At 60.0% G+C, this 23,772-nt stretch carries 23 protein-coding genes; 11 read left to right on the top strand and 12 right to left on the bottom strand.

Translation table 11 applies throughout. The features are described 5' to 3' along the window. The first annotated feature begins 22 nt into the window (after positions 1 to 22). On the top strand, positions 23 to 1,084 hold the full coding sequence (locus ACX80K_RS11430; protein WP_459271996.1) for a hypothetical protein: 1,062 nt from the start codon (positions 23 to 25) through the stop codon (positions 1,082 to 1,084). Between the two features lie 110 nt (positions 1,085 to 1,194). On the opposite strand, the gene ACX80K_RS11425 is transcribed toward ACX80K_RS11430, so the two are convergent. Beyond that, positions 1,195 to 1,671, bottom strand: a complete 477-nt coding sequence (locus ACX80K_RS11425; RefSeq protein WP_459271995.1) for a hypothetical protein — start codon at positions 1,669 to 1,671, stop codon at positions 1,195 to 1,197. 327 nt (positions 1,672 to 1,998) lie between these two features. Between ACX80K_RS11425 and ACX80K_RS11420 the strand changes: the two genes are divergently transcribed. The 4 genes from ACX80K_RS11420 to ACX80K_RS11405 all read left to right on the top strand — a co-directional run bounded on the left by ACX80K_RS11420 (position 1,999) and on the right by ACX80K_RS11405 (position 4,991). Then, on the top strand, positions 1,999 to 2,256 hold the full coding sequence (locus ACX80K_RS11420; RefSeq protein WP_459271994.1) for a hypothetical protein: 258 nt from the start codon (positions 1,999 to 2,001) through the stop codon (positions 2,254 to 2,256). A gap of 1,236 nt (positions 2,257 to 3,492) precedes the next feature. Further along, the gene (locus tag ACX80K_RS11415; protein ID WP_459271993.1) at positions 3,493 to 4,026 is read left to right on the top strand and encodes a hypothetical protein; all 534 of its coding nucleotides are present in this window, start codon (positions 3,493 to 3,495) and stop codon (positions 4,024 to 4,026) included. Continuing rightward, on the top strand, positions 4,013 to 4,558 hold the full coding sequence (locus ACX80K_RS11410) for a helix-turn-helix domain-containing protein (RefSeq protein WP_459271992.1): 546 nt from the start codon (positions 4,013 to 4,015) through the stop codon (positions 4,556 to 4,558). The genes ACX80K_RS11415 and ACX80K_RS11410 overlap by 14 nt, the downstream gene beginning before the upstream one ends. After that, entirely contained in the window at positions 4,545 to 4,991 is a 447-nt protein-coding gene (locus ACX80K_RS11405; protein WP_459271991.1) for a hypothetical protein, read from the top strand. The genes ACX80K_RS11410 and ACX80K_RS11405 overlap by 14 nt, the downstream gene beginning before the upstream one ends. Positions 4,992 to 5,087: 96 nt before the next feature. Here the strand turns inward: ACX80K_RS11405 and ACX80K_RS11400 are convergent, their stop codons facing one another. The 3 genes from ACX80K_RS11400 to ACX80K_RS11390 all read right to left on the bottom strand — a co-directional run bounded on the left by ACX80K_RS11400 (position 5,088) and on the right by ACX80K_RS11390 (position 6,421). Continuing rightward, the gene (locus ACX80K_RS11400) at positions 5,088 to 5,324 is read right to left on the bottom strand and encodes a helicase associated domain-containing protein (protein ID WP_459271990.1); all 237 of its coding nucleotides are present in this window, start codon (positions 5,322 to 5,324) and stop codon (positions 5,088 to 5,090) included. Positions 5,325 to 5,733: 409 nt separating this feature from the next. Then, on the bottom strand, positions 5,734 to 6,183 hold the full coding sequence (locus ACX80K_RS11395; protein ID WP_459271989.1) for a hypothetical protein: 450 nt from the start codon (positions 6,181 to 6,183) through the stop codon (positions 5,734 to 5,736). Position 6,184: 1 nt separating this feature from the next. Beyond that, positions 6,185 to 6,421, bottom strand: a complete 237-nt coding sequence (locus ACX80K_RS11390; protein WP_459271988.1) for a helix-turn-helix transcriptional regulator — start codon at positions 6,419 to 6,421, stop codon at positions 6,185 to 6,187. A 76-nt stretch (positions 6,422 to 6,497) separates the two neighbouring features. Between ACX80K_RS11390 and ACX80K_RS11385 the strand changes: the two genes are divergently transcribed. Next, positions 6,498 to 6,707, top strand: coding sequence for a hypothetical protein (locus ACX80K_RS11385; RefSeq protein ID WP_459271987.1), 210 nt, complete (start codon positions 6,498 to 6,500; stop codon positions 6,705 to 6,707). Between the two features lie 511 nt (positions 6,708 to 7,218). Here ACX80K_RS11385 and ACX80K_RS11380 read toward each other — a convergent pair. The 3 genes from ACX80K_RS11380 to ACX80K_RS11370 all read right to left on the bottom strand — a co-directional run bounded on the left by ACX80K_RS11380 (position 7,219) and on the right by ACX80K_RS11370 (position 9,294). Next, positions 7,219 to 7,851: a hypothetical protein gene (locus ACX80K_RS11380; protein WP_459271986.1), complete on the bottom strand. Its 633-nt coding sequence runs from the start codon at positions 7,849 to 7,851 to the stop codon at positions 7,219 to 7,221. Between the two features lie 433 nt (positions 7,852 to 8,284). Then, positions 8,285 to 8,758 (bottom strand): hypothetical protein, encoded by a 474-nt coding sequence (locus ACX80K_RS11375; RefSeq protein ID WP_459271985.1) that lies wholly within the window; start codon positions 8,756 to 8,758, stop codon positions 8,285 to 8,287. A gap of 2 nt (positions 8,759 to 8,760) precedes the next feature. Then, the gene (locus ACX80K_RS11370) at positions 8,761 to 9,294 is read right to left on the bottom strand and encodes a hypothetical protein (protein WP_459271984.1); all 534 of its coding nucleotides are present in this window, start codon (positions 9,292 to 9,294) and stop codon (positions 8,761 to 8,763) included. 227 nt (positions 9,295 to 9,521) lie between these two features. Between ACX80K_RS11370 and ACX80K_RS11365 the strand changes: the two genes are divergently transcribed. Beyond that, positions 9,522 to 9,911: a tyrosine-type recombinase/integrase gene (locus tag ACX80K_RS11365; RefSeq protein ID WP_459271983.1), complete on the top strand. Its 390-nt coding sequence runs from the start codon at positions 9,522 to 9,524 to the stop codon at positions 9,909 to 9,911. Positions 9,912 to 9,923: 12 nt separating this feature from the next. Here the strand turns inward: ACX80K_RS11365 and ACX80K_RS11360 are convergent, their stop codons facing one another. Both ACX80K_RS11360 and ACX80K_RS11355 read right to left on the bottom strand, forming a co-directional pair. Continuing rightward, positions 9,924 to 10,370, bottom strand: a complete 447-nt coding sequence (locus ACX80K_RS11360) for a Panacea domain-containing protein (protein WP_459271982.1) — start codon at positions 10,368 to 10,370, stop codon at positions 9,924 to 9,926. Next, positions 10,354 to 11,370 (bottom strand): hypothetical protein, encoded by a 1,017-nt coding sequence (locus ACX80K_RS11355; RefSeq protein WP_459271981.1) that lies wholly within the window; start codon positions 11,368 to 11,370, stop codon positions 10,354 to 10,356. The genes ACX80K_RS11360 and ACX80K_RS11355 overlap by 17 nt, the downstream gene beginning before the upstream one ends. A gap of 522 nt (positions 11,371 to 11,892) precedes the next feature. Between ACX80K_RS11355 and ACX80K_RS11350 the strand changes: the two genes are divergently transcribed. Next, on the top strand, positions 11,893 to 12,159 hold the full coding sequence (locus tag ACX80K_RS11350) for a hypothetical protein (protein WP_459271980.1): 267 nt from the start codon (positions 11,893 to 11,895) through the stop codon (positions 12,157 to 12,159). 858 nt (positions 12,160 to 13,017) lie between these two features. Here the strand turns inward: ACX80K_RS11350 and ACX80K_RS11345 are convergent. Beyond that, the gene (locus ACX80K_RS11345) at positions 13,018 to 13,749 is read right to left on the bottom strand and encodes a GntR family transcriptional regulator (protein WP_459271979.1); all 732 of its coding nucleotides are present in this window, start codon (positions 13,747 to 13,749) and stop codon (positions 13,018 to 13,020) included. 373 nt (positions 13,750 to 14,122) lie between these two features. Between ACX80K_RS11345 and ACX80K_RS11340 the strand changes: the two genes are divergently transcribed. After that, positions 14,123 to 15,292 carry a DNA cytosine methyltransferase gene (locus tag ACX80K_RS11340; RefSeq protein ID WP_459271978.1) on the top strand — a complete coding sequence of 390 codons (1,170 nt, stop codon included), beginning with the start codon at positions 14,123 to 14,125 and terminating at the stop codon, positions 15,290 to 15,292. Positions 15,293 to 15,523: 231 nt separating this feature from the next. After that, positions 15,524 to 16,015 (top strand): very short patch repair endonuclease, encoded by a 492-nt coding sequence (locus ACX80K_RS11335; protein WP_459271977.1) that lies wholly within the window; start codon positions 15,524 to 15,526, stop codon positions 16,013 to 16,015. Positions 16,016 to 16,421: 406 nt separating this feature from the next. Here ACX80K_RS11335 and ACX80K_RS11330 read toward each other — a convergent pair whose 3' ends face one another. Both ACX80K_RS11330 and ACX80K_RS11325 read right to left on the bottom strand, forming a co-directional pair. Beyond that, a complete protein-coding gene (locus tag ACX80K_RS11330) occupies positions 16,422 to 17,438 on the bottom strand; it encodes an NgoMIV family type II restriction endonuclease (RefSeq protein WP_459271976.1) in 1,017 nt (338 codons plus the stop codon). 53 nt (positions 17,439 to 17,491) lie between these two features. After that, entirely contained in the window at positions 17,492 to 18,634 is a 1,143-nt protein-coding gene (locus ACX80K_RS11325) for a hypothetical protein (protein WP_459271975.1), read from the bottom strand. 460 nt (positions 18,635 to 19,094) lie between these two features. On the opposite strand from ACX80K_RS11325, the gene ACX80K_RS11320 reads away from it, so the two are divergent. Then, the gene (locus tag ACX80K_RS11320; protein WP_459271974.1) at positions 19,095 to 23,756 is read left to right on the top strand and encodes a DEAD/DEAH box helicase; all 4,662 of its coding nucleotides are present in this window, start codon (positions 19,095 to 19,097) and stop codon (positions 23,754 to 23,756) included. Positions 23,757 to 23,772: the final 16 nt, after the last annotated feature.

The raw sequence follows: 23,772 nt of genomic DNA, 5'->3' as shown, positions 1-23,772 counted from the left end.
AGAGGAAGGGGACTTCCCTATTGTGAGCGTCAACCCACAGTTCCCAATCAACAGGCATGCCACTGTGTTGGACAGCCCTAGCGGTAGTCAAAATATTTTGTTCGATCAACTTGCCGGTGGAGGTGAGAAAACACTTCGCCTCATGGCGATAGCCCGTGGAGTCAATGAAAGCATCGAAGTAATTCCAGAGGTACGTCGCCTCCTCGAATATTACGAACATGAGAACGAGACTGCTTTTTGTTCATTTTTCGAAAGCCAAACAAGTCAGACGAAACCGAGCGAGATGAAGCCTGGTACGATCCACGGTGTCCTTCACCACATTTGGATGAACTGGACTTCGAGCTTTGTCGGTGGCCTGCCCGACACCGTCGCCGTTGCAGAGGCCATGGGAGAGGTAGCCGACTGGCATCACCAAAGTCTTGCCAACGCCGCATACTGCTCTGCCCTGGAGACTTCCGTTACGACTGGCACGAGCCAAGTCCTCACTAGGAGGGTAATCAGCGCAACTAGGTCTCTCATGAGTGCTGCGCCCGCTTGGAGCGTCGGATATCTACGAAATCGTGTCGCTGACGAGGCAAGGCTGGGTCCACTGGACCTACTTCAGGATGAGTTCGACCGGCTGCGCGACGTATACCAAAATGTCTTTGAAGCCTGCTGCTCCTCGCTTTGGATCATAGTCCTCATGCGCAACACTGTAGAAAACGGATCGCCAGATGATTTCACCGGAATTAGCTACACAAAGCCCAATAATCCAAAAAACTACACCATAAACACACTCTCCCAATTCAATAAACTTGCAAATTCATATAAGGTTTCAATCGTTGCTGACTTCCCTAAGGTGGGGGCTAGCATGGCGTACTTGAACTCGCGGACTCGCAACGCAATAGGTCACGCCTCCGCTCGTCACGACCTCCGTACCGGTGATATCAGAAACGATGAGGGTGACATTAAGCCTTACTTCGATTTCGTCGGCGAAGTGTTCTCGCTCTTTGGCCCTCTTGCCGTCGCTGTGCAATGCAGCAGATCTGTGGCAGTTGCGGGACGTGACGATACCTTGCCGAAAGTTGTGGCCGTCGCACCATGATGGCCTCTGCAGAATCCCCGCGGGTAATTTCTGGAGGGATGATGAGCGCGAATATTCACGGTCAATTCTGGGGATCGCGCAGTCAAGGGGTCGGTCCGGACTTGTGCTTCCTATGCGGAAACCACATCCCCGAAGGATCCGGCCAACGAACGGTCGAACACGTCTTTCCGAAGTGGCTGCTGAGGGAGCTCGACCTTTGGGATGGCTCCGTGAACCAGCTCGACGGACGCCGCCTTACTTACCGAAAACTTACAATCCCATGTTGCTTTACCTGCAATGGCACGGATCTCAGCCCCGTTGAGAAACGGGTTAAGGCCGCGTTTGATGAGCGCTTTGACGCCTTCAAGCAGCTCGACCGACGCGATCTTTTTATCTGGCTGGGAAAGATCTACTACGGACTCATGTACCGCGAGAGTTTCCAACCGAAATCCGTGCGCGAGCAGAGTGGGGAACGCCTCGTGCCGGAGGAGCACCTTCGGAGTATCGCGTTCCACCACTTCCTCCTCCAGTCTGCAGTGGGTCTCGTCAGATGGGAGCCTGCGATCCCAGGGCCCGCCAGCTTCCCCATCTTCGAGTGCCTTGATCACGAAAATCCTTTACGTCGATTCGATTACATGGACGACCTCTTGGTTCCGATGCTCGGTCTTCGTATGGGAACAATCGGTGTGGTTTGCGTGCTTCAAGACTGGGGGCGCTGAGAAGGAGTCTAGTAGCCACACCTCATCGCTGCGCGAGGGATGAAGCTTCATCCCACCCCGTTCAGGGAGACGTACGGACGTCTCAGCTACATGACTAAGGCCTCTTGGAATGACAAGGTGCATCCCGTTGTCTGAGGCAAAGATGTAGTCACCGTTCTCGCCGGTCCACCGGGTGAATTCGCCGGGAGCTTCGTCGTCGAGGACTTCGCGCACGTGATGGCTTCTCTTTGGGACGTCCCGGTCGAGGCCATCTACAAGGACGGCTACACCTACTCGACCCTTTACGACATGCACGCCGACAGGCCCAACGCTGCCTCCGACCAGGAGGTCATTTTTACAGCTCCACACGGCCACACCGGCCTCTGGCTGGCGCACTCTTTGGATCAAAAAACTCCAAGTACATACTCGGCGATGGATATGGCGGGCAAAGCTGAAGGGCTGGCGAGCATGCAGGAAGGGACGACCAAGGGGTGACGTCAGAGGCTGGAGATGGAGTGACCAAAAACTTTTGGTAGGGCCGCCCTAGGCGTGGAGTCAGTAGTGCTGGATCCGGGCACACCTTGGGCACATTTTGGGCACAGAGTCAGTGAAAAGCAGCTATCTCGGGTTATGTAAATCCTTGGAATAACAGGGTTGCCCGCGCCATCCCTGGCCGAGATAAGAGTTCAAATCCCACCGTCACCGCCATGTAGCGAGGCCCCGGTCCCCCTGGAAGCAGAGGGAACCGGGGCTTGTGCTTTGCCAAAGACTGGCTCATTGGCAAAGATTTGGTAGAACACTCCTTGGGCGCCCATCGCTCAGCCGTCAACTACACGCTTCAGCCTCATAGGGGCCTCTCTTCAAGAGCGGCGTGGCAAAAGCACGTTGCTCAGCTTTGTCAGCATCAAAGGCCGCCAGCGTAGTGGATACTGAGCCGCAGCTGCTCGGCGCGCCGCATCTGGGTCCTAGAAGATCGCTTCGGCCAACTGTTTGCGTCCGGTCACGCGACTGTGGTCGTTCGCGTTGCCAGCGTCCAACACCGCGGACACGGCCTCGTCCCGGCTGCTGCTCAAGACCCCGTTGACGACTTCGGTCCACTCGCCGTCGCCGCTGCTCGAGCCGATAAGGCAACGCTCGCGGACGCCGGTCGTGTGCCAGGTCGATGGCGCGTCCAGCCCGCTCGAGCAAATGGTGCCACGGCCTGATCTGACTCGCTGTCATAAGCCAGTTTATCGGTGATGCACTCAAGGCATATGGGATGGGGCGCCAACGTCATCCTGTGTCCTGATGTGCGACACGTTCCTCCCGTCGTCGCGTGGTTGCTCTCCCCTGAGGTTCCGAGCGCCGAGTCAATACCTTGGTACTCCGGGCTCTGCAAGTGCAGCGTGCATGCTTGAGAGCCTCTGGGTGCAGGCGCGCTGCTATCGGGCTGTGTAGTGAAAGGACCATGGACAAGCAGCCGGTGGCGTGAAGGGCAGCTGATTTACAGTGATGTTGCTGTGGTGACCGTGCTTCACTGATAGGCGCCTCCAGCCCGTCATCCCGGGGATCAGGAGGGGTGCCAGCGCGAGTGGGTCACCCTTCATGTCCGGCGCTCACCTGGAGTGTGTGCTCACGTGGTGCTCACGCCGGCGCTAGTCGCGAGCTTTCCCGCTGCTACCCGGTAAAAGGTTGTGTAGCGTAGGGCTACGGTTCACATATGATGACCGCCACAAGTCTTAAGTGCTGCTGATGGCTAGCAGCATCGCCAACGGGGGTTTACAGTTGACTAAAGTGGATCGACTGCTAGTGGCAGATGGTGCCCATTTTGACATCGAGTGTGCCGTGCGCGGCGACTTGAGCTCGCCCGTTGAAGTGTTCTTGGATGAGATGAGAGCAGGTTCATGGGTTCCGGATGACGAAGATGATGAACTCGAGGCGGACGAGCAAATCAACTGTTACTCCTGGTTCTTGAAAGCATGCAAAAAGCTCGCCGAGACAGGCCAGCCCATCCATCGACAGTCGTTTAACCAGTTGCAGAACGGCATTTGGGAACTCAAGCACTACAAACTTCGTATCTCCTTTTACGATACTGACGGCACGGGAACCTATGAGCCCTTCATCGACCGCGACTCGTACACGGGAACCTTCGCCAGCAGGCCTTGGCCGGAGGGGTTTGACGAATACCTTCGACTAACTACCGCATTCGGTAAGGCCAGCCAGGAGCGACACATTGTTCTGGCCCAGGAAGTAAGAGAGGAAGACCTTGAGCATGACCGAACCTAGAGCCTGCCGTACCTCGCTGGCCGATGCGCTCGACTTCGAAATGCCTCTTGATGCTGCTGCAGCAAAAGCAGCGGTTGATAGTGTCGCACTCATCAACAAGGTCGTTGATGATTCGGGACTGCTCCAGTCGGCCCTAGCAAAGGCACTTGGAGTTACCGAGGGACGAGTCTCGCAAGTCCTGAACGGTGACGGAAATGTCCGCATTGCCACCCTCGCCCGGTTCCTCAAAGCGGCCGGCTATGAGTTGGATCTCAAGGCTAAGCACGTCGATGACGTAGACGACTCTAAATCAGAGTGGCCTACGTTTGTTGCAAGAAAAATCGTGACCTGCTTTAGCGGAGACCAGTTGTACACGAGTGACGTTGTCGAATTCTCTGACACTCACCCAGATGCTCGCTTGCACGAGGAATACACATACGTAGGTAACCTCCAATCTGGTGAGGCAGAGGATCTTCCTCGGCCAGTCAAGCGAGAGCCATCTATGGTCGGTATGAAGCTCGTCTCTTCGGAGGTGCGTCGTGTCCGAGCATAATGTGAGCCTTAGTGACTTCGAGGACGTACAAGTTCGCGGCCTAGCCGGAGACCTCAAGCGGCACTGGCGACCCAAACAGCTTGAGTTGTTAATGAATTCGAATATTGGAATTGACTCTGACGAAAACCGCGCCAAGGTGGAAGTCGAAGTGGAGTTGTTCGGCTCAAAAACTCCTGACGATGGGGAGCGTATCCTGACTTATGCGGGTTCAGTTTCACTTCACATCGTTCCTAACGATGGCTTCCAGTTTGTTGAGGGTGTAAGCCAAGCAAACCCTTTGCTAGCAGCCGTTTGGCCGATCGCTAGAACATCGCTTATCGAGCACGCTCATCGCTTGGGCGCTCATATGCTTCGCGTTCCAATCTCAGTTGATCACCTCGAGATTGAATCTGAGGAAAGCACTCGCGTGCCATCTGACCCATCGAGCCACTAAGGCTCTAAGGCTTGCTGATTGGGAATCAGCCGACACCCATTCTGCCCGCGTCATTGCTGGGAAGTTTGAGCGCGTGAGCACGCTTGCACCTGGCAGTTACGCCTCAAGCAGCGGTCGCCAACCCGGGACCGCCGCGTCAAGCGCGGTCGCCCGGTCAGTCCGCAAGGTGGCTGCCGTGCACCTCTTGCGCTGGGACATCATCCAGATTGCCAGCGATCGCTCCTCCGAGCCTTTCGCGGCTTCATAGCTGGGGCGACGCCCCTCCCCCTTCAGGAAGGCTTGGTAGGCGTCAAGGCGCTGCTCCCAGTGGTCCCTTGCTCGGGGCCGGGGCATACCAGTCCAAAATCTGGTCCAACAAAGCCACTTGGTCTGGCGTTAGCCGGCCGGCGTGATGCTCGTGGCGTTGCAGATACAGGAATCCATGGCACTGCCGCTCCCACGTGGACCCGTCCTGCCGAGGGCACCGGCCCATTGTCTCGACGAACCAGCGCAGGTTGTCGTACTTCTGCTGCCAAGTCAGGATCGGGTGTTTGCGCGGGAGCGCGGGTTGATTGTGGAGGACTAGTCGGCGGCCGAAGGAGGCCGGGTCACACCGGTCCTTGCTCGACGTGATGTGCCGGACGTTCCGCAGGTTCGTTTTGCACAGCCCCGCAATGCGCTCGGGTGGCAAGCCGCGCTCGTACATGAGAAGCCACTCGTCGCGGGACTCGCATGGCCCCCACGCGTTGACGTCCACAATTCGCTACTCGGGCGGACTCTCTGGTGCCTGCCGTCTCCTCCGCTGCAACGGGCGCCCCTTCGCATCCCTGACGCGCTTAGGGAACGATTGGGCCGCACCGGCGACGCCGATCAATGCGAGGAACACGATCACTGGCAGGAGCGCCAGCCACCAACCACCAGTCCCGATCACGCCCAGCCCCATAATGACCGACGATCCGATCAGGAATAGGGCCAATGCACTTCCAGTGGGGTCACGCCGGGCGTCGCGTGAAGCATCAAGCGACTCGAGCTGAGCATCGATACGGTCCAATACCCGCTTCTTTTGCGATGACTCATCGGGAAGCGCGTTGTAGATCTGGAGGTCAATGAGCACACTTGAGCGCTGATCGCGAAGAAAGCGTGGCAGGCCCAGCAACGCGGCCACCACCGTCGCAGTGCCGACGACCAATGGCTCGAGCAGCTCTGGATCCACTTCAGTCTTCCTCGGCGATGTCGTCGACAGTCAGCGACTTTCGTGCCGCCGCCGACTGCTCGTACATGCGGGCGATGTACTCCTCGAGCTTCACCCGCTCCACACGCCACTGACCACGCCCGCCCACCTGGATGGCCGGCAGGTCCCCCAACTTCACCAGGGCGTACATCTGCGACTTGCTCACCGCCAATTCCGCCGCGGCATCGGGAAGGGTCATGAAACGGGGCTGATCGGTCATGGGCCGATCCTAATGTCAGCGACGGGTCATAGCGTGCATTCAATGGGACGAAACACAGACAATCAGGGAGTAACCGATGCCGCGGCGTGAACCACCACTGATCGTCAAGGAAAAAGCCGAAGCCCTCAACCAGACAGAGAAAGCAATCCGCTACCTCTGCGCCGTCGGCGCTTTCCCCAACGCGTACAAGATCGGCAGCGGCCGCAACACAGCCGCCTACCGGATCCCCGCGGCCGACCTCGACCGCTACGAGCAGACCCAAGCCCGCGCACACAACGGCCATTAGGGCGTTGGCGCGTGACGCTTAGGGCCCTAGCCGATACTGACCCGTGGTGTGAGGTCTACTCGGTGCAACAGAACCGAGATTAGATCTCAGCCATAGACTACTTCGATGACAAGCACGGGCAAATCGGGGCAGGTGAATCGCCCTGGGTTTAGTGGACTCTCACATAATGCGAGTCTCCATCAAACCCAAAGCGGTTCACATAGTCATTGAACTGCTAACAGGGGCCCAACCAGAGTAGTCAATAAGGGCCGCCTTGAGCTAAGCCTAGGGAAATATGTATCTGAAAGAGCCCGCCAAGCAAATCGCTTACAGGGGTAAAGGGTCGTTCTAAGGGGAGCAGCAATGGCAAAGATGGAGTACGTACAAAGTGATAATGGCAGAAACCTCGCCGACCAGGTGAGCCGGATAATCCGCAGCTACCAAACCGACCAAGTCAGCGTCCAAGTACTCACCCCCTTGGTGTCTGATCCGCGCACCCAAGGAGGTACCAAGCTTATCTACGAGGCTTACATCATTCATCCGGTTTAGGGTAGTGGGAAACTTCTTTCAACTCCCCGTTGTGCCACCTCTTCCAGCGGGTGCCCGCCGAGTCCGTAAAGATTGCATAAGCGCCATCGACCCCATCCGCTGGGTGGCGAAAGCTTCCAAAGTCGTGCGGCGGGATTGAGTGAAAGTACTCCTGCCCGGCTTCTATGCGGGTTCTGTCGATTACAACGGCGGCCACACCAAAAATTGCCAGGGCTCCGTCATTACGGATTTCAATCTGTACGCGGTCAGGAGTGCTTATGGATAGCTGCGCAACTGGCTTGTAAGGAATAATTCGCACCGTCACAGCTTCCGCCTGGGCTCGGCGCCTAGATTCCAATTCACTGTGTCTATCACGTACCTGCCGCTGGTACGTCAAGGCTGCAATTAGGAGAGCTCCACCTGTCAGTAAAGCACCGAGCGCTGCTGCAACAGCTCCCCAAACCGTCGAGATGGCACTGAGCCACTCTGCCGCGTTTGGTGGATCAGTTGCCGTCGGTCCCTGCAGCACCCCAGACACGAAAATGACCACTGTAACGACACCCAGGAGGATGGCAGTGCTGCCAAGGATTACAGTCCAGTGCTTCCATTTCCTCAAGCGGCCCAAACTCTCCTTCACCAAAACGTTTCCTGTCGATGGGCTATCCGCGCGGTCCGGCTGCAACCCCAGCGCTGCACCTTAGGTGAAGAATATCGGGCGGGGCCGGGCGGCACCCCAGCCGCACTTTCCGGACCTCGCCGGTTCTCTGCGCTGGTGGCGTGCGGACAGGACACCGGCCGGGAGCTGCAGTCCTCCAAGCCCGCCCACCCCTGGTCACGGAAGTCGCTCACTCACCGATTCGCACAGGTCCGGGAAACACCCATCGCCTTAGCCGCGTAAGCCACAGGGCGACTGGAAAGGACCCGTTCGACAAGGACCCGCCTACCCGTGGGGGTCAGGTAGGCCTTAAGGTGTGACATGAGGACCTCTTAGTCATTGGCGTATGTGGTAACCACCTACCTAAAAAGTCTTCACCCTTTCACCGTGTGGCCAACGACCTGTCTTAGTACAGCTAGTCGAATGATTCGGGCTTGTCGCGAAACCGGCGTGGGTTGTAGCTGTGTACCTTGCCGCTCACAGTGCGAATCCATGCAACTTGCGAGTTGTCCTTGAACAGTGCTGTCGGTGCTTTCTTAGAAGATTGTAGGGCAACTGAATAGCTTTGGCTGGGAAGTAGTACTTCTTTGCTACCGGCAATCTCTCCGTTGTAACCGCCCACCATTAGGAAGACATCATAAATGGGCTCATCGCTTAGATTTGTAAGGATGTAGCTTTGGTTTTCTACGGGGCCTGATTCGTGTCCCTTCAACGTGAGTTGGATGAGGTTCAACTTCTCAGACGTGTAAACAACCTTCCTAGCCTGACCTATACGTCTGACTTTGGCATCTCTGGCAATAACTAAGACCGCGGCAAAAAATGCGGCGGTCGTACCCAGACCGCCCACCCAGTCAGCGACGGTCCCCCAAGTATCTGGGTTGAAGTCCACCGTCAAGATTCCCCAGGAACTCGAAGGTCATGACTCACAAGCCGCTCCAACGCTTCGAGCTTTTCGGCAACCACATTAGAAGCAGCATCAAAATCAACCCTACTCTGATCGGATTCTTGCTTGTCGATGAAAACCTGAGCGAGCTGCTGTGTTGCCTTCATTGCTTCGATTGCAGCCCGCCAGACGTCCTCTGGCGCGAGAAGTCGAATATCGAGCGTGTTCACTTTGCGGGCCGCTAGAACCAAATCAAAAGTGCCCTTGATGTTAACACCCGCGTATAACTCTCCGACCAGTTGGTCTATTTCCCTTACCTGGCTGATGAAGCTCTGGTAGGCGGCCACTTTGCGGTCTCGCAACCATTGAGCGTGTTCCAAAACTTCATCATGTCTGCGGGCAGCCTCAGCTTGTTCCGCCGCCGCTTTGATGGAAGCCTTTGTGTTTCGGCGGTTGAAGTCCCCAGCTATGAACGCGCCGCCCAAGCCGGCAATGACGGCACCGATGGCCGCCACAAGCAGCCGTATCGTCTCCTGGTCCATACACCAAGGCTATACAGAAGACGCGCAGCTGGGCGCAGCAGTACGTGCCAACTCGGAAGCTATGCGGCAGGGGTCCGAGATCCCCCGATCGACCGACACTCATCGGGAGGACCGCGAGTGGGTGACAGGGTGATGAGAGAGACGTCCTCGAGCAGAGCCGAACCTGATCGAGCACCTCCCCTACGCCCTCCTGGTGGACATGCGTCAGATCGCGAGCCTCAGCGCAGGTGCTCGCGAGGCCTTCAGCTCCGAGACAGTCGTCTTGGCCGCGGCGATGCTACGCCACACACCAGTTGAAAGAGTCATCGCAGCATCAGTGCAGCAGTCTGTGGGGCTACCCGTTCCTCGGCGATCACGGCTTGCTGCCACATCAGAATACGATCGGCTACTGGTGGAGGAAGACCCTTACCAACGCTCGACACTCAGGCATGCGCTTGCACGACCTACGGCACTTCTATGCCTCGGGACTTATTGCGTCCGGGTGCGATGTCGTGACCGTGCAGCGGGCCCTCGGGCACTCGAAAGCAACGACAACGTTGAACACATATTCACACCTTTGGCTTACCGCGGAGGACCGCACACGCACTGCTGCCGGCTCGATGATGGCCGAGGCGTAAGCGACTCTTGGCTCAGGTCAAGGTGCGGTCAAAAAACTCCCGCATCACGTTGATGTCGATGACCGCGTTCGATCGAGCACGAGCTGATGCGCCGGCAGCCCGTCGCGTAACTTCCCAGGGCGTACCTGGCTGGTGGGTTAGCTCACTCAGCTCACGACCCGATAGAGCACCAAAATTCTTCAGGACCGCGTCAATCACGATCTTTTGCTGGCCAGACAAGGCGCTGATCCGACCCGAGGGCCATGATCGGACTGAAAAATCTCCCCTGTGGCGATCGAACAGATCGTAGGAAACCGGCCCGTTTGCCCAAGCCTCAAACTCTTCGTCGAAGAGAGGTTCCTCAAGGAGTGTCAGGCTCCAGCCTTGACTGAAGAAGGCTAGCTTCTGCAGCTTCATGGTGGATATGCCCGTGTCGAAATAGTCGACGATGTATGCCGCTACATCATGAATGTTCGCCATTGACAACTCCTTTCGCCTGTTGTGAGTCTAGTGGTCTCGATGGACTTTTTAGCCGTCCGTTTGCCGAGGCTAGATTCGCGTCGAACGCCAGAGCGACCAGTCGCTTACGAGCTTCTGTGACCTCTGCGGCAGTCTCTCTACCGCCTTGGACGAGCGTCCCCATGCCTAGAGCGATGATCGTCGCGATCGTCCAGCCAATCGCCTTGTCCTCTGACGTGAAGGCGACGGGATCGCGTGTATCGATCATCATGATCCCCTTGCTCTTCTTCCCATCCCTCAGGGGTATGAGAAGAGTGGAGCACCAAACTGCATCGTCAGCGCGATCGACCGTGATGCTCGCTAGCTTGGGATCCGAGATTGGCACCGCTGTGTTGCCCAGAGCTATGCCAATGACAGCCTTCCCGTGCTCGTTGTCCTGCGTGAAATAAGCTCTCGGATGGTCGGCGCGACCCGCGAACGCCTTCATGTTCAATGCGTAACGCTCGGGTTCCTCCACACGAGCTGATCCATCGTCGTCAGATTCGTCAACGCGGCCTAGCGTCTCAATCAGTTCAAGCTCGTAAACGCACACCCGAACACCCTCGTAGGACACCAACGCTTGTGCTTGGCGAACTGCCGCTGAGAAGAACTGATCACTCGCTTTCGCGTCGTGGTCTGACTTCAGTAGCTCCACAAAGACACTAATCATGGAGGACAAGTTGTCGTTGAAACGAGTCAGGTGGGCACTGCGCTTTTCCTCGGCCCGTCTCGCCTGCCGTTTTGCGCGCACCTGGTTAGTCACGGTCAGCGTGGCCGCGAGAAGCACTAATAGAGCACCCCAGACAATGAAGTGAGGATCGCCTCCTTCCCGTGATCCGAAGGCAATGACACTCGAGCCTGCCGTCGTAAGAAGGATCGCTAGGACAAGTGCGCCCCAAACCCAAAACCAGTGCTCCCTCCCGCCGGGTGGCATCCCAAACACCCGCTTTGCGATGGCTACGGCCGCTTCCAAACGCTGCACTCCGTTCAATTTTGCTAAGTTCTGCGGACTTTGGGCGGACTGCGGCCACCTCACGGGGCGCTGACTCGGGTAAACAGCCACACGCTACACGTTGAAGCGGGACCCCACCGAATTCCGATGGTCGTAAAAGGTCCACCACTGCCAGAATGAGATCAAAGGTCTGGTCGCCCACCGACGCTCGCCCAGTACGGACACTCGTCATTGTGGTTCCCCCAGTCGCATGCGTTGGGTCCTTCGTGGTAATGGCACCCGCCGAAGCGAGCAAGCTCTTCATACCAGTGCTCACATCGGATTACTCGAGGAGAACTGTCTGTGCTGTCAGCGACCACAGACTCATGATCTCACTCCAAGTGATGCAAATTTTTATGCGCTACTCCAGTGCGCCTTCGTACCTTGGTCACGGAGGGCCGGAGCCGCAGGAACAAATTCTGCTGGTTCGTTTCCGATGATCGATCTGCAACCGGACCCGATCATGTCCGAACCCGGGAAGCCGTTTGAGTACCGACCATTAAAAACGCCGCGATGAGAGATTTCAACTACTGCGTCTCCCGCACCCGCTGGTCCTTGCTGAAGTCCGGAAAGGAGCAAGTCATCCCGCAGGAGATTCTGCGAACCATCACCGGCGGCTTCGACGTCAACTCTAAGTACCTGATCGAGGAGGATGGCCCGTTCCCCGAGCAGGTTCAGGCGATTTGGAGCTGCTGCGCAACCTGCGTCTGGCCGAGGTGCGCGACTTCGCCGCCCCTACGCCAGGCCCATGGCCCGGGACACGCCGAAGGCGATCACTAACATCGCAGACGAGGCGTAGCCTAGCTGCAGCCGATCAAAAGCGCCGCCGGGGCGGCCCGGCGGGGCTTTTTATGGTGCTGGTAGCTAAGCGAACCAGTGCGCGCCCCGCTACCGGGAAGCGCTCATGACGGCAGTGCTGCCGGAGTGGCGGCGACCGTGCCCTTCTTCTAAGGAGCAGCTGCTCCTGTAGCAACGTGTCGACCCACGGTCGGGGACCTCGTACACCCTTGGTCAGCTCTGCTCAGCCTGCTCGGTCTCGCCGCCTTGTTCATCACCTCACTGGGATGCATCATCGGATTGCTTGGTCGCGAACCCGACTCTGACCGAGCAATCCGACGCGAAAGCTACGCACGACCGGAACATCTTTCTGCGGTTCTGGCTCGAGGCGGTGTGGATGTCGTAACAGTCGATCCTGCCAGGCTCCTCCTCGACCACCGCGGGCGGCTGCAGGTGCCGATCGGGGACGAGAGCGGGCTAATGGGTCGGTCTCCTCGGAATATCCCCACCGGATATCCCCAGGAAAGAGTTTCGCGCGGTTGCTCTTTGGATCGGCGGATGTCGGAGGCACTGAGGGCCAGTCCTGAGCGGCACGGGAAGTCCCAGCGTGTGCGCGATCATCGAGGAAGGCCTGAGGCCCAGGATGATGATTCCTCTCCGGCTATCCAAGTCGCATCCCGCGCCCGTTGTGGAGGGTCATCCTGCCAGGAAGACGATCGGGCGACGCACTACGGTCCCTTACATCTCGCGGAAGGGACCGATAACGAGTCGGGAGCTGTGGTTCGTATCAGGGCCGCGTCCTCCCCCCGTGTGGAGGCGAGATCATCCCTCGGCGCGACCCGAGAACTCGGAGATCGAAGATCACGCCGACGGCCGTCCTCGTCCTGTGGGGTGATTGATCTCCAGCGGACCTGTCTCGGGGGGGAGGACGATCTTGGCCAGGTAGAACGGTTGGGAGCCCAGGTGAACTGTTTGCATCACGTTCAGGACAGGTGAAGTGGGTCGTATCCTCAGTGATTTCGCCTGGAGCACTTCCGGCGTGCCTGCTGTCAGTTCCGATCGCCCTGTGCCGAGGGCCGGCCCGAGCTCGGAGATCAGAGAGCCGAGGCATGTGCGCTCCTCATCGACGTTCTCGACCAGGTCCTGCACCTGCGTACCGAATGCCTGAAGATCCTCCCCCGCCGGGAGGTACTCCTGGACCAGCGCGACCGGCCTGCCGTTGCTGGAAAGCACGGACTCGATGAACGTACTAGGTGACGTCGAAGCGATACCGAGGCCCGCGCTAATGAAGGATGCTGATCGCGTCTGCTGCGTCACCTCGTTACGGCTGACGGAGAGGTCATGGAAGCGGTCGAGGAGGATCTGCTCCATCGGACGCAAACGCTCGAAGCCCACGGCCGCTCGGGCGGCGGAGACGACCCGGCCGATCCCCCGGCGTGACCTGACGAGCCCGTCCTCCTCGAGCAACAGCAGCGCCTCCCGCACGACCGTGCGACTGACGTCCATGGCCTCACCCAGCTCGCTCTCGCTGGGGAGCAACGACTCCGGTGGCAGCGCACCTGTACGGACGGCACCCGCGATCCGGTCGTACACCTCGACCCGGAGCGGAACCCCCGGCCGTGGAGTGATCGCACCCAGCAGAACAGTCATCCAACCATCAAAGCACGAAGACATATCATACTTGCTTGTATAACAAGCTCGTCTTATCATAGGAGGGTCGAGCTGCGGACCCGGATCCCGGAAATCTGCTGCTCACCTCCCTCGCCCGCGTGGCAACCGTCCCGATGACGGCGGCCTCACGTCCGGCCGAGGACCAATGACCTCTCAGTGCCCTGGACGGTCTGACGTCCTCCACCGCCGCGAACCCCAGGAATTCACCACCATGAAAGTAGGCCCACATGATGCTCGGACATCGACCCCACCAGCTGGTCCGAGCGTGGCTCGTGGCCCGATAAAATTGGGTTTCATGAGTCCTGCACAATTCGATCCTCCCGTCCCCTCCGCCCGCATGGTGGATCTCTTCGCGGGTCCCGGAGGTATGGATGTCGCTGCGCGCTGGCTGGGCGTGTCGGTGACCGGTATCGAGTGGGACGAGAACGCGTGTACGACCAGGCGGCGTGCTGGGCTGGGAACCGTGCAGGCGGACGTGCGGCAGCACGGGCCGGAGGACTTCCCCCATGCGACGATCCTCACAGGAGGCCCGCCCTGCCAGACCTACACGGTCGCCGGCGGTGGTGCCGGGCGGCGGGCCCTGGACCAGGTCCTGTCCTTCATCGGGCGCATGGCCGAAGATGAGGACGTGACCGACGATTTGGCGGCTCTTGACGACGAACGCACCGGACTGGTGCTGGAGCCACTACGTTGGGCGCTGGAAGCCCACCGCACGGGGCACCCCTACGAGGTCATCGTGTTGGAACAGGTGCCTGCCGTCCTGCCCGTCTGGGAAGCCATGGCGAAGGTCCTCGAGAAGATCGGGTACGAGACCGCGTCAGGCATCCTCCACGCGGAGGAGTTCGGGGTTCCCCAGACCCGCCGTCGTGCCATCCTGATAGCCAGTCGGAACGGCACCCCGGCACTTCCCACTCCGACTCACCATCGGTTCAGGAAGACACCCATGAACTCCGAGGATCACCACGTCCTACTTCCCTGCGAGACCATCGGAGGTGCTGTTAAACGAGCTGGCTCGTTCGTGGTCGTCTCCAACTACGGGACCGGGGGCGACCCGAAGGCCCGTGGTCGGCGCACCTCCGACGAACCCGCCTTCACCGTCACGGGCAAGGTCTCACGTAACCGTGTGGTGTCCCACGACGGTGCGGAGCTCGAGCGTTTCAACCTCTCCGAAGCAGGTCGGCTACAGACATTTCCGATGGATTACCCGTGGTCGGGCAAGGACGTGTCCCAGCAGATCGGCAATGCCATCCCGCCTCGCCTGGCGGCCCACGTCCTCGCATCAGCCCTCGGTCAGGAGCTCGACGCGGGATTCCTCGACAGGATGATGAACGCCCCCTGGACGAGGACCGACACTGGTGAGAAGCCCATACGTTGGACGGAGCTGGAGCCGGCGTCCGTGGCGCTACCAGGAGATCCATCCAGTACGGGTAATGAAGGCCGCGAGCTCGCGGTACCGCGGGCATGAATGGACAGAGGCCCAGTCACACCTGATCACGGCGTCGTGAAGCGTCCCTGTGATCATCGGACCGCCGAGGGGACACGAGAAGAACCGGTGACAGGTTGTTCCTGGTCCTACTGACACGATGCGTGCCGTCCTGTCCTCGTCGTCCGTGGAAGCTCTCGACGGGAGTGGTTCGGGCGTGCCGAGCGGGCAGCATCCCCTCGCACGACGCAGTCGAAGGGAACCTCTCCGACCATGCGGAGGACGAGGAAGGACACCACCATGGGTCGGTCTCGGAGTGATGCGCCCAGTGGGGCGGAGCCAGTCCCGCTGGGTAACGACGAAGTTGATCCTGCTACCCGTTCACGCATGTCACAGCAGCGCCGGAGGGACACGGCGCCGGAACTGCGGTTGCGGAAGTCGCTGTTCGCCCGCGGCCTGCGATATCGGGTGGACGCCCCGTTACCGGGGATGCTCCGCCGCCGTGCGGACGTCCTCTTCCCCCGTCGACAGGTGGCAGTATTCGTCGATGGTTGTTTCTGGCACTCCTGTCCACTCCATGCGACCACGCCTCGGTCCAACCGTGACTGGTGGGTGGCGAAGCTCGAAGCGAATGTGACCCGTGACCGTGGAACCGATGAACATCTCCGCTCACGTGGATGGGTGGTTCTACGCTTCTGGGAACACGAGGACATGGAGTCGGCGGCAGCGGTCGTCGAACAGGCAGTCCGTCCGTCGACGGCTTGATCGGTCACCCGGGACGACCCTCCGATGCACTCCTGTCCGGGGATCTTCCATTCCGGCACCTTTCATCATCCGGGGTGACGATGAAAGGTGGTGACGCCAGCTCCGTGATGTTGGTACGGCCGACGGGCCACCTCGACCGGACGGATCGGCCCAATGCACTCGCTCTCCGATCGGTGGTGCTGAAGTCCAGATCGGGCGTGTGGGACGCCGCCCTGGTAGATCACCCGGTGCGGTGGGATCCGTGGGACGAACGACTCAGGAGCTCTCCGCCCCCGAACGCCGCCGACCGATCTCGTCCGCCCAGTAGCGCAGCCGTCTCCTAGAGGAAAGACTCCGCGTCCGGTGTTCCTGAAGTGTCCTACTAATACAGCCGAGAACCCGGTACGGCCCATCATGTTCTCCGGGTTCAGAACAGGGCGGAGTCGACACCCTCGTCGTCGTCAACAGCGGTTTCCTCCGCGTCTGCGACGGCCCCTTGAGGAACAGTGCTGGTGGGCCGAGTCGGAATTGCGTGCACGGCGTCCACGAGGTCGTCGTAGTCGCGGAGTCGTCCTTGGTTCAGCAGGCGGTCGAAGGTCACACCAGGACTCCATCTGGCACCCTTCCGTGCTCTGACCTTCTCCATGGCGCGGGTCAGGGCCGGTAGATCCAGGTGATAAACGTAGTCCACCGAGCCGGATTGATCGGCGACGATCTTGAGCATCGAAGGTCGAGGCTCCATGGTGATCACCCCGTAGTGGGGCATGGGTCCCCGGCGCTGGGAGGCGAGCTTGGAACCCTGCGACACGCAATCCTGAGCCCGATCTGTGCGAAGCGACCACTTGGACGACAGACCCAGGTAGAGAGGTGACTCCCTCCCCTGTAGATCTGAAGCGAATGTCAGGTCGAGGTTAAGAAGGGATTCCTTGGGCATATGGAGCTTCAACCGTGCGCTCATGCGGTCCTGTTCGGCGAAGTCCACGACCGCCCTGTCCAGCTCTCCCTTGAGACGTGTCGTCGCGGCAGATGCGGGCAGTCGTTCGGCGATACCTCGCAAACGCTCGAGGACAGGCGCCGCGCCCTTGTGACCCGATACAAACTCCGGAAAGACCCTCAGATGCGCATACTGCTGGAACTCCAACGCGGATCGCGAGCGTCGTATGACGAGGTCCGGTCGGAGTTGTTGCAGGTGCTGTTGGATCGCTTCTTCCATCCGTGCCCCTGGGTCGTCCCCTACCACTTGGTCGTGGGGTACACCGAGTTCGTTGAACAGGGCCCGCCCGAGTTCGACCGATCCTGGGTCGTTGGCGTCCGAGGTGTTCGGGTTGGTGGTGAGCTTTTCGTTCTTGCGCCGATAGCCGCAGAGGTCGGCTGTGAAGGGGGCAGGCATGGGATCGAGGTTTTCACGAAAGATCGGGTAGCGGTAATCGACGTGCGGCTCCATGCCGGCGGGTGCTTCGATACTTCGTCGGGGATCCAGTGCCGTGGGGCGGGTGGTCAGGGCTGTTTTTCGTGGAGGTTCTGTTCCACGGACCGGCGGATGCTATCCGGGTCGGGGAGGTGCACCTTCCCGAAGACGTGTTGGGTGGGGAGTTCGAGCCCACAACTGCTAAACGGGGGTGTTGCGTCCTGAAACATTTGTGGGGCTCGTGGTTTCCGTCCGTCCTTGTCCTTCCTGTAGACGGCATTGCCGATGTAGAGGTCTATGTTCGTGTCGTCGATCCAGCAGTCGACCCGGAACAACGCATCGGCCAGGGGGTGTTGCCGGACCGGGAGACCGGCGTCTCGGAGGACTGCCTGGACGTACTGTTCCCGGAGGAACGAGTAGTAGAAGTTCCCGATCCGCCAGCGCATCGCCCCCCGGGCGGTGCCGCGGGAGAACCCTCGTCCGACTGCTGCGTCGACTGCTTCCAGTGCGGGTTCCCACGTCATGCCGCGGAATGGGGACAGTTGCACGGTCGCTCGGAACTGTTCCCATGTCGGTAGGTGTCCGAGGTGTTCGGTGACGAAGTGGAGTACCTGCATCGTGGCGAACGGGGTATGCCAGTCGCGGATGGAGTACACCATTTCGACGTCGGCCCATTTGACCTCACCGAGAGCGTGGGTCGTTGATGTGCAGACCTCGAGGACGTCCTGTGTCGTGAGTTCCTGGACGGTGCGAGCGGTGTGTTTCATGACGGCCGTCGCGACCTCCCGTTTGTCACTCGAGGTAGACCACGCGTGGAGCAGGTGACGTGCGTGGGGTGAGCGTTGGAATCGGGAGACGACGTCCTGGGCCGTGACTGGTGTGCTCATCTTGTTCTCGTCCGATGCGATCGTCTGTTGGGGTGCGAGGTGGGGCCGGAGTGATGACCTGTTGGTTCCGCTGGCTGTTGCTGTGTGTCGGTTCTCGGTCGGTGGTCGGATCTCGGTCGGTGCGCCGAGGTGCGCCGCTTGGTGGTGATGGACAAGGTTCATACGAGTACCAGCTGTCGCGGACACCTTTGATTCCGGCTCGTTCTGGGACCGTGGTGCCGGGTGTCGTGAGGTGGTCGGCGTGGAGGTGTTGCGGAGGAGCCTGATCATCGTCGATGGTCCGTGTTGCTGTTCCGCCTCCTCGTGGAGCGATGATCCCACGTCACCGAAGGCCGTGGTCGTCATGGGTTCCTACGAGAAGAATGACGAGGACGGGTACGGTCGACCTGCCACGTATGAACATTTCCTACATGAGGGTGCTATCGAGCCGGGAATTCGGAGAGGACCCGTCATGATCCGACCGATCATGCGCTGGTGCATGACTGTTTCGATACCCTTCATTCGCCTCGTGGTGACAGCGTTCACGGACGTCCTCGAGGAATGTTCGGCCGTCCGCGATCGTGATGGACAAGAAGATCAGATCCGATGGTGGACTCCCACTGCCGTCATAGTCGGATAATTCTCTCGAAGCCCCTGTCGACTGCTCGGACCACTGGTCATAGACCGCAGGTCATTCGGACGAAGGACCTGTTTCGGCGGTGCGTTACTGCGGTTGTTGCCATGACGAAGCATAGGATGATCGTTTATTGACGTGGTGGCTCAGTCTTCGGCCGCCGAGGCGCAAGTGATCGTATGGGGAGAACCGATGAGGGTTCAAGAAACATGGGCAGACGTGTCGTCGCCTGTCAGCCGGTTCGTCGGCCTCGAAACGCAGAGCGCATTGGCCGCATACCGGGCGCGACCGGACTTGATTCGGGAACACGCCAATATCGAGGCGGCCATCTCGCAGAGCGGCTACGGACGCAAACAGCTCAACGAGCTCATCCAGAACGCGACCGACGCGATCAAGGAGCCGGGCGGCCGCATCAAGGTGATCCTGACCAAGGACGCCCTCTACTGCGCGAACGAGGGCGAACCCTTTTCGGAGTCTGGTTTCAGAACCCTGATGCTGTCCCATTCATCCGAGAAACGCGATGACGAGATCGGCCGTTTCGGTCTCGGCTTCAAATCCGTCATCGAGATCGCCGACGAGCCGACGATCTTCAGCCGCAGCGCGTCGGTGTCGTGGAGTCAGGCACGCAGCCGCGAACTACTCCAGGACCTCTATCCAGGCCTGGAGTCCTACCCCATACTCCGTCTGGCCACCCCGGTGGACCCGGATACAGAGGCCGCGACGGACGACATCCTCGCCGAGCTCCTCCCCTGGGCCAGCACGATTGTGAAACTGCCCCTACGGCGCACTGTGTCCTGGCTGTCGACTGAGCTCAAGGAGTTCCCGAAGGAGTTCCTGCTCTTCTCCGACAAGATCGGAACACTGGAATTTGACGATCGCTTCGACGGTTCCGCGACCACGTGGACAGCAGACCGAGAAGGCAACCGGGTCACCCTCACCGACGGCACATCAAAGAACGAGTGGCGGATCTTCAAGAAGCAGCACGAGGTCAGCGAAACAGCTGCAGTCGAAGCCGGCAGTATCGCGGCACGTCAGTACATCGACGTCACCTGGGCGGTTCCCGTCAGTGGGTACCAGCGCGGCAATCTCGGCCGCTTCTGGAACTACTTCCCGACACAGCACGAAACCTCATTACGAGGCATCGTCAACGCTGCATTCAAGATGAACGAGGACCGACACAGCATCCTGGAAACCAGATACAACCAGGAGATCCTCACCCGGACGGTTCCACAGATGGTTGCCGGCGCCCTGCCGGATCTCATGACATCCGAGGACCCGGCATTGTTCCTCGACATCCTGCCCTCGCGTAGCAAGGAATCGTCATCATGGGCGGACGGCGTCATCAACAACCCGATCTATGCGATCCTGCCGTTCGTCCCGAGTCTTCCGGACAGGTCCGGTCGCCTACGACTTCCGAATGAGATCAAGGTTCAACCCCCCTTGGAGGACGCGACCAGACTCACCTCCCTCTGGGATTCCTGGATCCCTGATGACCGTCCGTGGATGCATTCGAGTGCTCTCGGTAAGCGCGAGCCCCAAGTAGTACGCATCCTGAAGGCAGCGAACGTGGGACGCGCGTCCGTCCAGGAGTGGCTCGAGGAAGTGGTCGCCGGTGGCGAGCTCCAGGACTACGAGAACGCCCTGAACTTGGCAGCCACGATCGACAAGTCATACGCCGACTACCAGCAGGCGATGCGACAAAGTCGGATCGTGCTGATGTCCGACGGCAGTGTTCAGTCGCCGATTACAAGAGAAATTTTCCTCCCCATGAATGCCGACGACGACGTCGACAACATCGTCTCCTACGACTTGATGCATCACGGGAACGCGAGTACTCATCTTCGTGCTCTTGGTCTCCAGGCACAGGACGGCCGAGGAACGGTCATCCGGGTAGCGGGGGGCCCCCCCCGCGACTATACCGATCGTGGATCCGCCCAGTCCCTGTGGAGGCTCACCCGCTCGTTACCCATGTTGGAGAGCTTGGCGATCATCAAGGACAGAACGGACCCTTCCCGGATTCTCATGAGGTGCAGGGACCACAAGTGGCGACCGCTTGGTGATGTCTGGCTCTCCGGGCCCCTGATGCCCCGGGGCAGTGTCGGCGACGAGCACGTCATGGTCGATGAGCAGTCCCATGCCCATGACATCGCGCTCCTGCGGAACCTCGGTGCAGGATCTTCGCTCGAGGACGCGCAGATGGTCCGGTCCGGGGGTATCTACGAGCTGTGGAAGGCGCGCGAGGCGCGCAGACTGTCGGAGTCCTCGAAGAACGGACCTGAACGTGTTTCGGAAGCGGGGATGCGGTTCCCACAGGCGTTGGCCACGCGCGGCCTCGACCTGCTGGTCGATGCATCGCCGGCGACCCGCGCGAAGGTGACACGAACGATTCTGGATCGTCCGCAGTACGCGGCGAATGTGGAGTTCACCAGTACGTTCCGTCCCGCGGAGAAGATCGACGGACCGGATCTCTGGTGGGTCAAGAACTTCGGCGCCCTGCAAACGCCCTTCGGTACGACCGACATCAAGCATTGCATCGGCACCGTCGAGGGCCTGCCGATGCATTACTTGCCGTTCCCGGGTGATGTGGAAGCAAAAGCGTTGTCCCTTCCGACGGATCCGCGTCGGATCCAGTGGAACTACACCCTGGCCCTGGCCGAGCAGCACCTGAGCATGCCGCAACTCCACGAGCTCTACGGCGCACTGGCTGCCCTCGGGGTGCGGGCCCCGAAGGAACTACTGACCCCTCTTCGTGGGGGTCGGAACTCCCGGTACCTGACCACGGATGCCGTTGTGGCAGCAGATGTACCCTCCCGCGACTATCTCGTGGACTCGGCCGGAGTCGCGGTCCTTCACACCGGGCGTGCGGACCTGGACGAAGCCCTCACCCAGGGGTGGGGTCTGGAGAGGGTCGTCGTGGACTTCCATACGTCGTTCCGTCACGAGCCGCTCGATACCGAAACTCCTACGACCATCGCCGCGAGATTCCCCTTCCTCAGACGAGCCGCCGGAGAAGTGGCCGTCCAGACCTTGTGCATCCCGTGCACCTCGGTAGAGGGCGTACGCACGAACAGCTACGACTCACGGACTGACACCACGTCGAAAGCCTTCCACCTACAGGACAAGAAGCTCTACTACCGAGCACCCCAGAGCGACCAGGCGCTGCTGACGACCATCCTCGGCGCCTTCGGCAGCAGACGCTCCGCCTCGCAGGTGCTCCAGACCATGCGCGAGCTCAAGAAGGAAGCCGACGCACAGGAGCGCATCAAGCGGGTCAACAAGCAGACGACGGACGCGGGCAAGGTCGCCGAGCTCGTCGGCCGGGACACCCTGCAGGAATTGATCCCGGACGCGGTGACGAAGATGCTGCAGGAACGCGGTCTCGAGCTGACGGACGAACGAATGTTCGAGATCGTCAGTAATCTCCACGGTAGTAGTCTGCTGAAAGTCCTCAAGCCCGCGTTGGCCGACGCCGGTATCGAGACACCCGATCACTTCCGTGGTGGCCGGTCCGCCCAGGCATTCGTCAAGGAGCTCGGATTCTCACCGGCGATGGCGGGCGAATCGGTAAAGAAGAAGCCCGAACGGGAGGAGGTCGTCGGACCGGTCGGATTGAACCCGCTTCATCGGTACCAGGAGACGACCAGCAGGAAGATCGTCGATCTCCTGGCCGGGCGCACCCCACACAACCGTGGGCTCGTCCAACTTCCCACCGGCGCCGGGAAGACACGGGTGGCGGTCGAATCGATCATCCGGGACGTCAAAACGGCCCCCGAAGACGAACACCGGCTGATCATCTGGATCGCGCAGTCGGAGGAGCTGTGCGAACAGGCCATCGAGACCTGGACATATGTGTGGCAGGCCGCCGGAGTACCCGGACATCGGATGGCCGTGAGCAGACTCTGGGGAGGGAACAAGGCTCTCCGGGAGGAGACCAAACTCCACCTCGTCGTCGCGACCATTCAAACCCTGGCCAGCATCCACCAGAACCGCCCGCAGGTGTACGAATGGATGTCGAACCCCCACCTCGTCGTCATCGACGAGGCCCATGGAGCGATCACCACCTCCTACACGCCCGTCCTGGCCTGGTTCGGTCGTTCCTTCAACGACATGTCCAAGTCGTTGCTCGGTCTCTCGGCGACCCCCTACCGCGGCACGAACGAGAAGCAGACCGAACGACTCGTCGCACGATTCGGTCGTAACCTCATCGAACCCGACGAGTTCACCGCCGAGAACGCCCACGAGTACCTCCAAGACCTCAAGGTCCTGGCGCAGGTCGATCATCACGAGCTGGAAGGCATCGAACTCACGCTCAAGGACATGCCGTCGGCCACCGACGAGGACGAGCAGAACAAGATGCTGGAAGCTCGGATCGACCTGCAGCAAGTAGCGGACGACACTCGACGCAACGCGACCATTCTCAGTCACATCAGGTCCTCGACGACCGGGCCGACCCTCGTCTTCGCCGCGTCGGTCGAACACGCAGAAGCCCTCGCCGCCGTGCTGTCCGTCGAAGGCATACCCTCGGCTGCGATCGCCGGGAAGACCGATCCGGGCCACAGGCGTTCCATCATTGAGGACTTCCGAAAGGGCAAGATCCGTGTTCTGACGAACTTCGATGTCCTCACCCAAGGGTTCGACGCACCCAAGGTCGGCGCCGTGTACGTCTGCCGGCCCACCTTCTCCCCCAACAAGTACATCCAAATGATCGGCCGCGGACTCCGAGGACCGCTGAACGGAGGCAGTGAGAGGGTGCTCATCGTGAACGTACGCGACAACGTGAAGCAGTACGGTCACGAACTCGCCTTCACACAGCTCGACTACTTGTGGAGGAACGAGACCGCCGATGCCCCTTGAACCGAGGACTGCTGAG

The sequence above is a fragment of the Arthrobacter sorbitolis genome, from assembly GCF_054510995.1.
The sequence above is the reverse complement of the archived record's forward strand: the minus strand, read 5'-3'. Positions and strand labels throughout refer to the sequence as shown.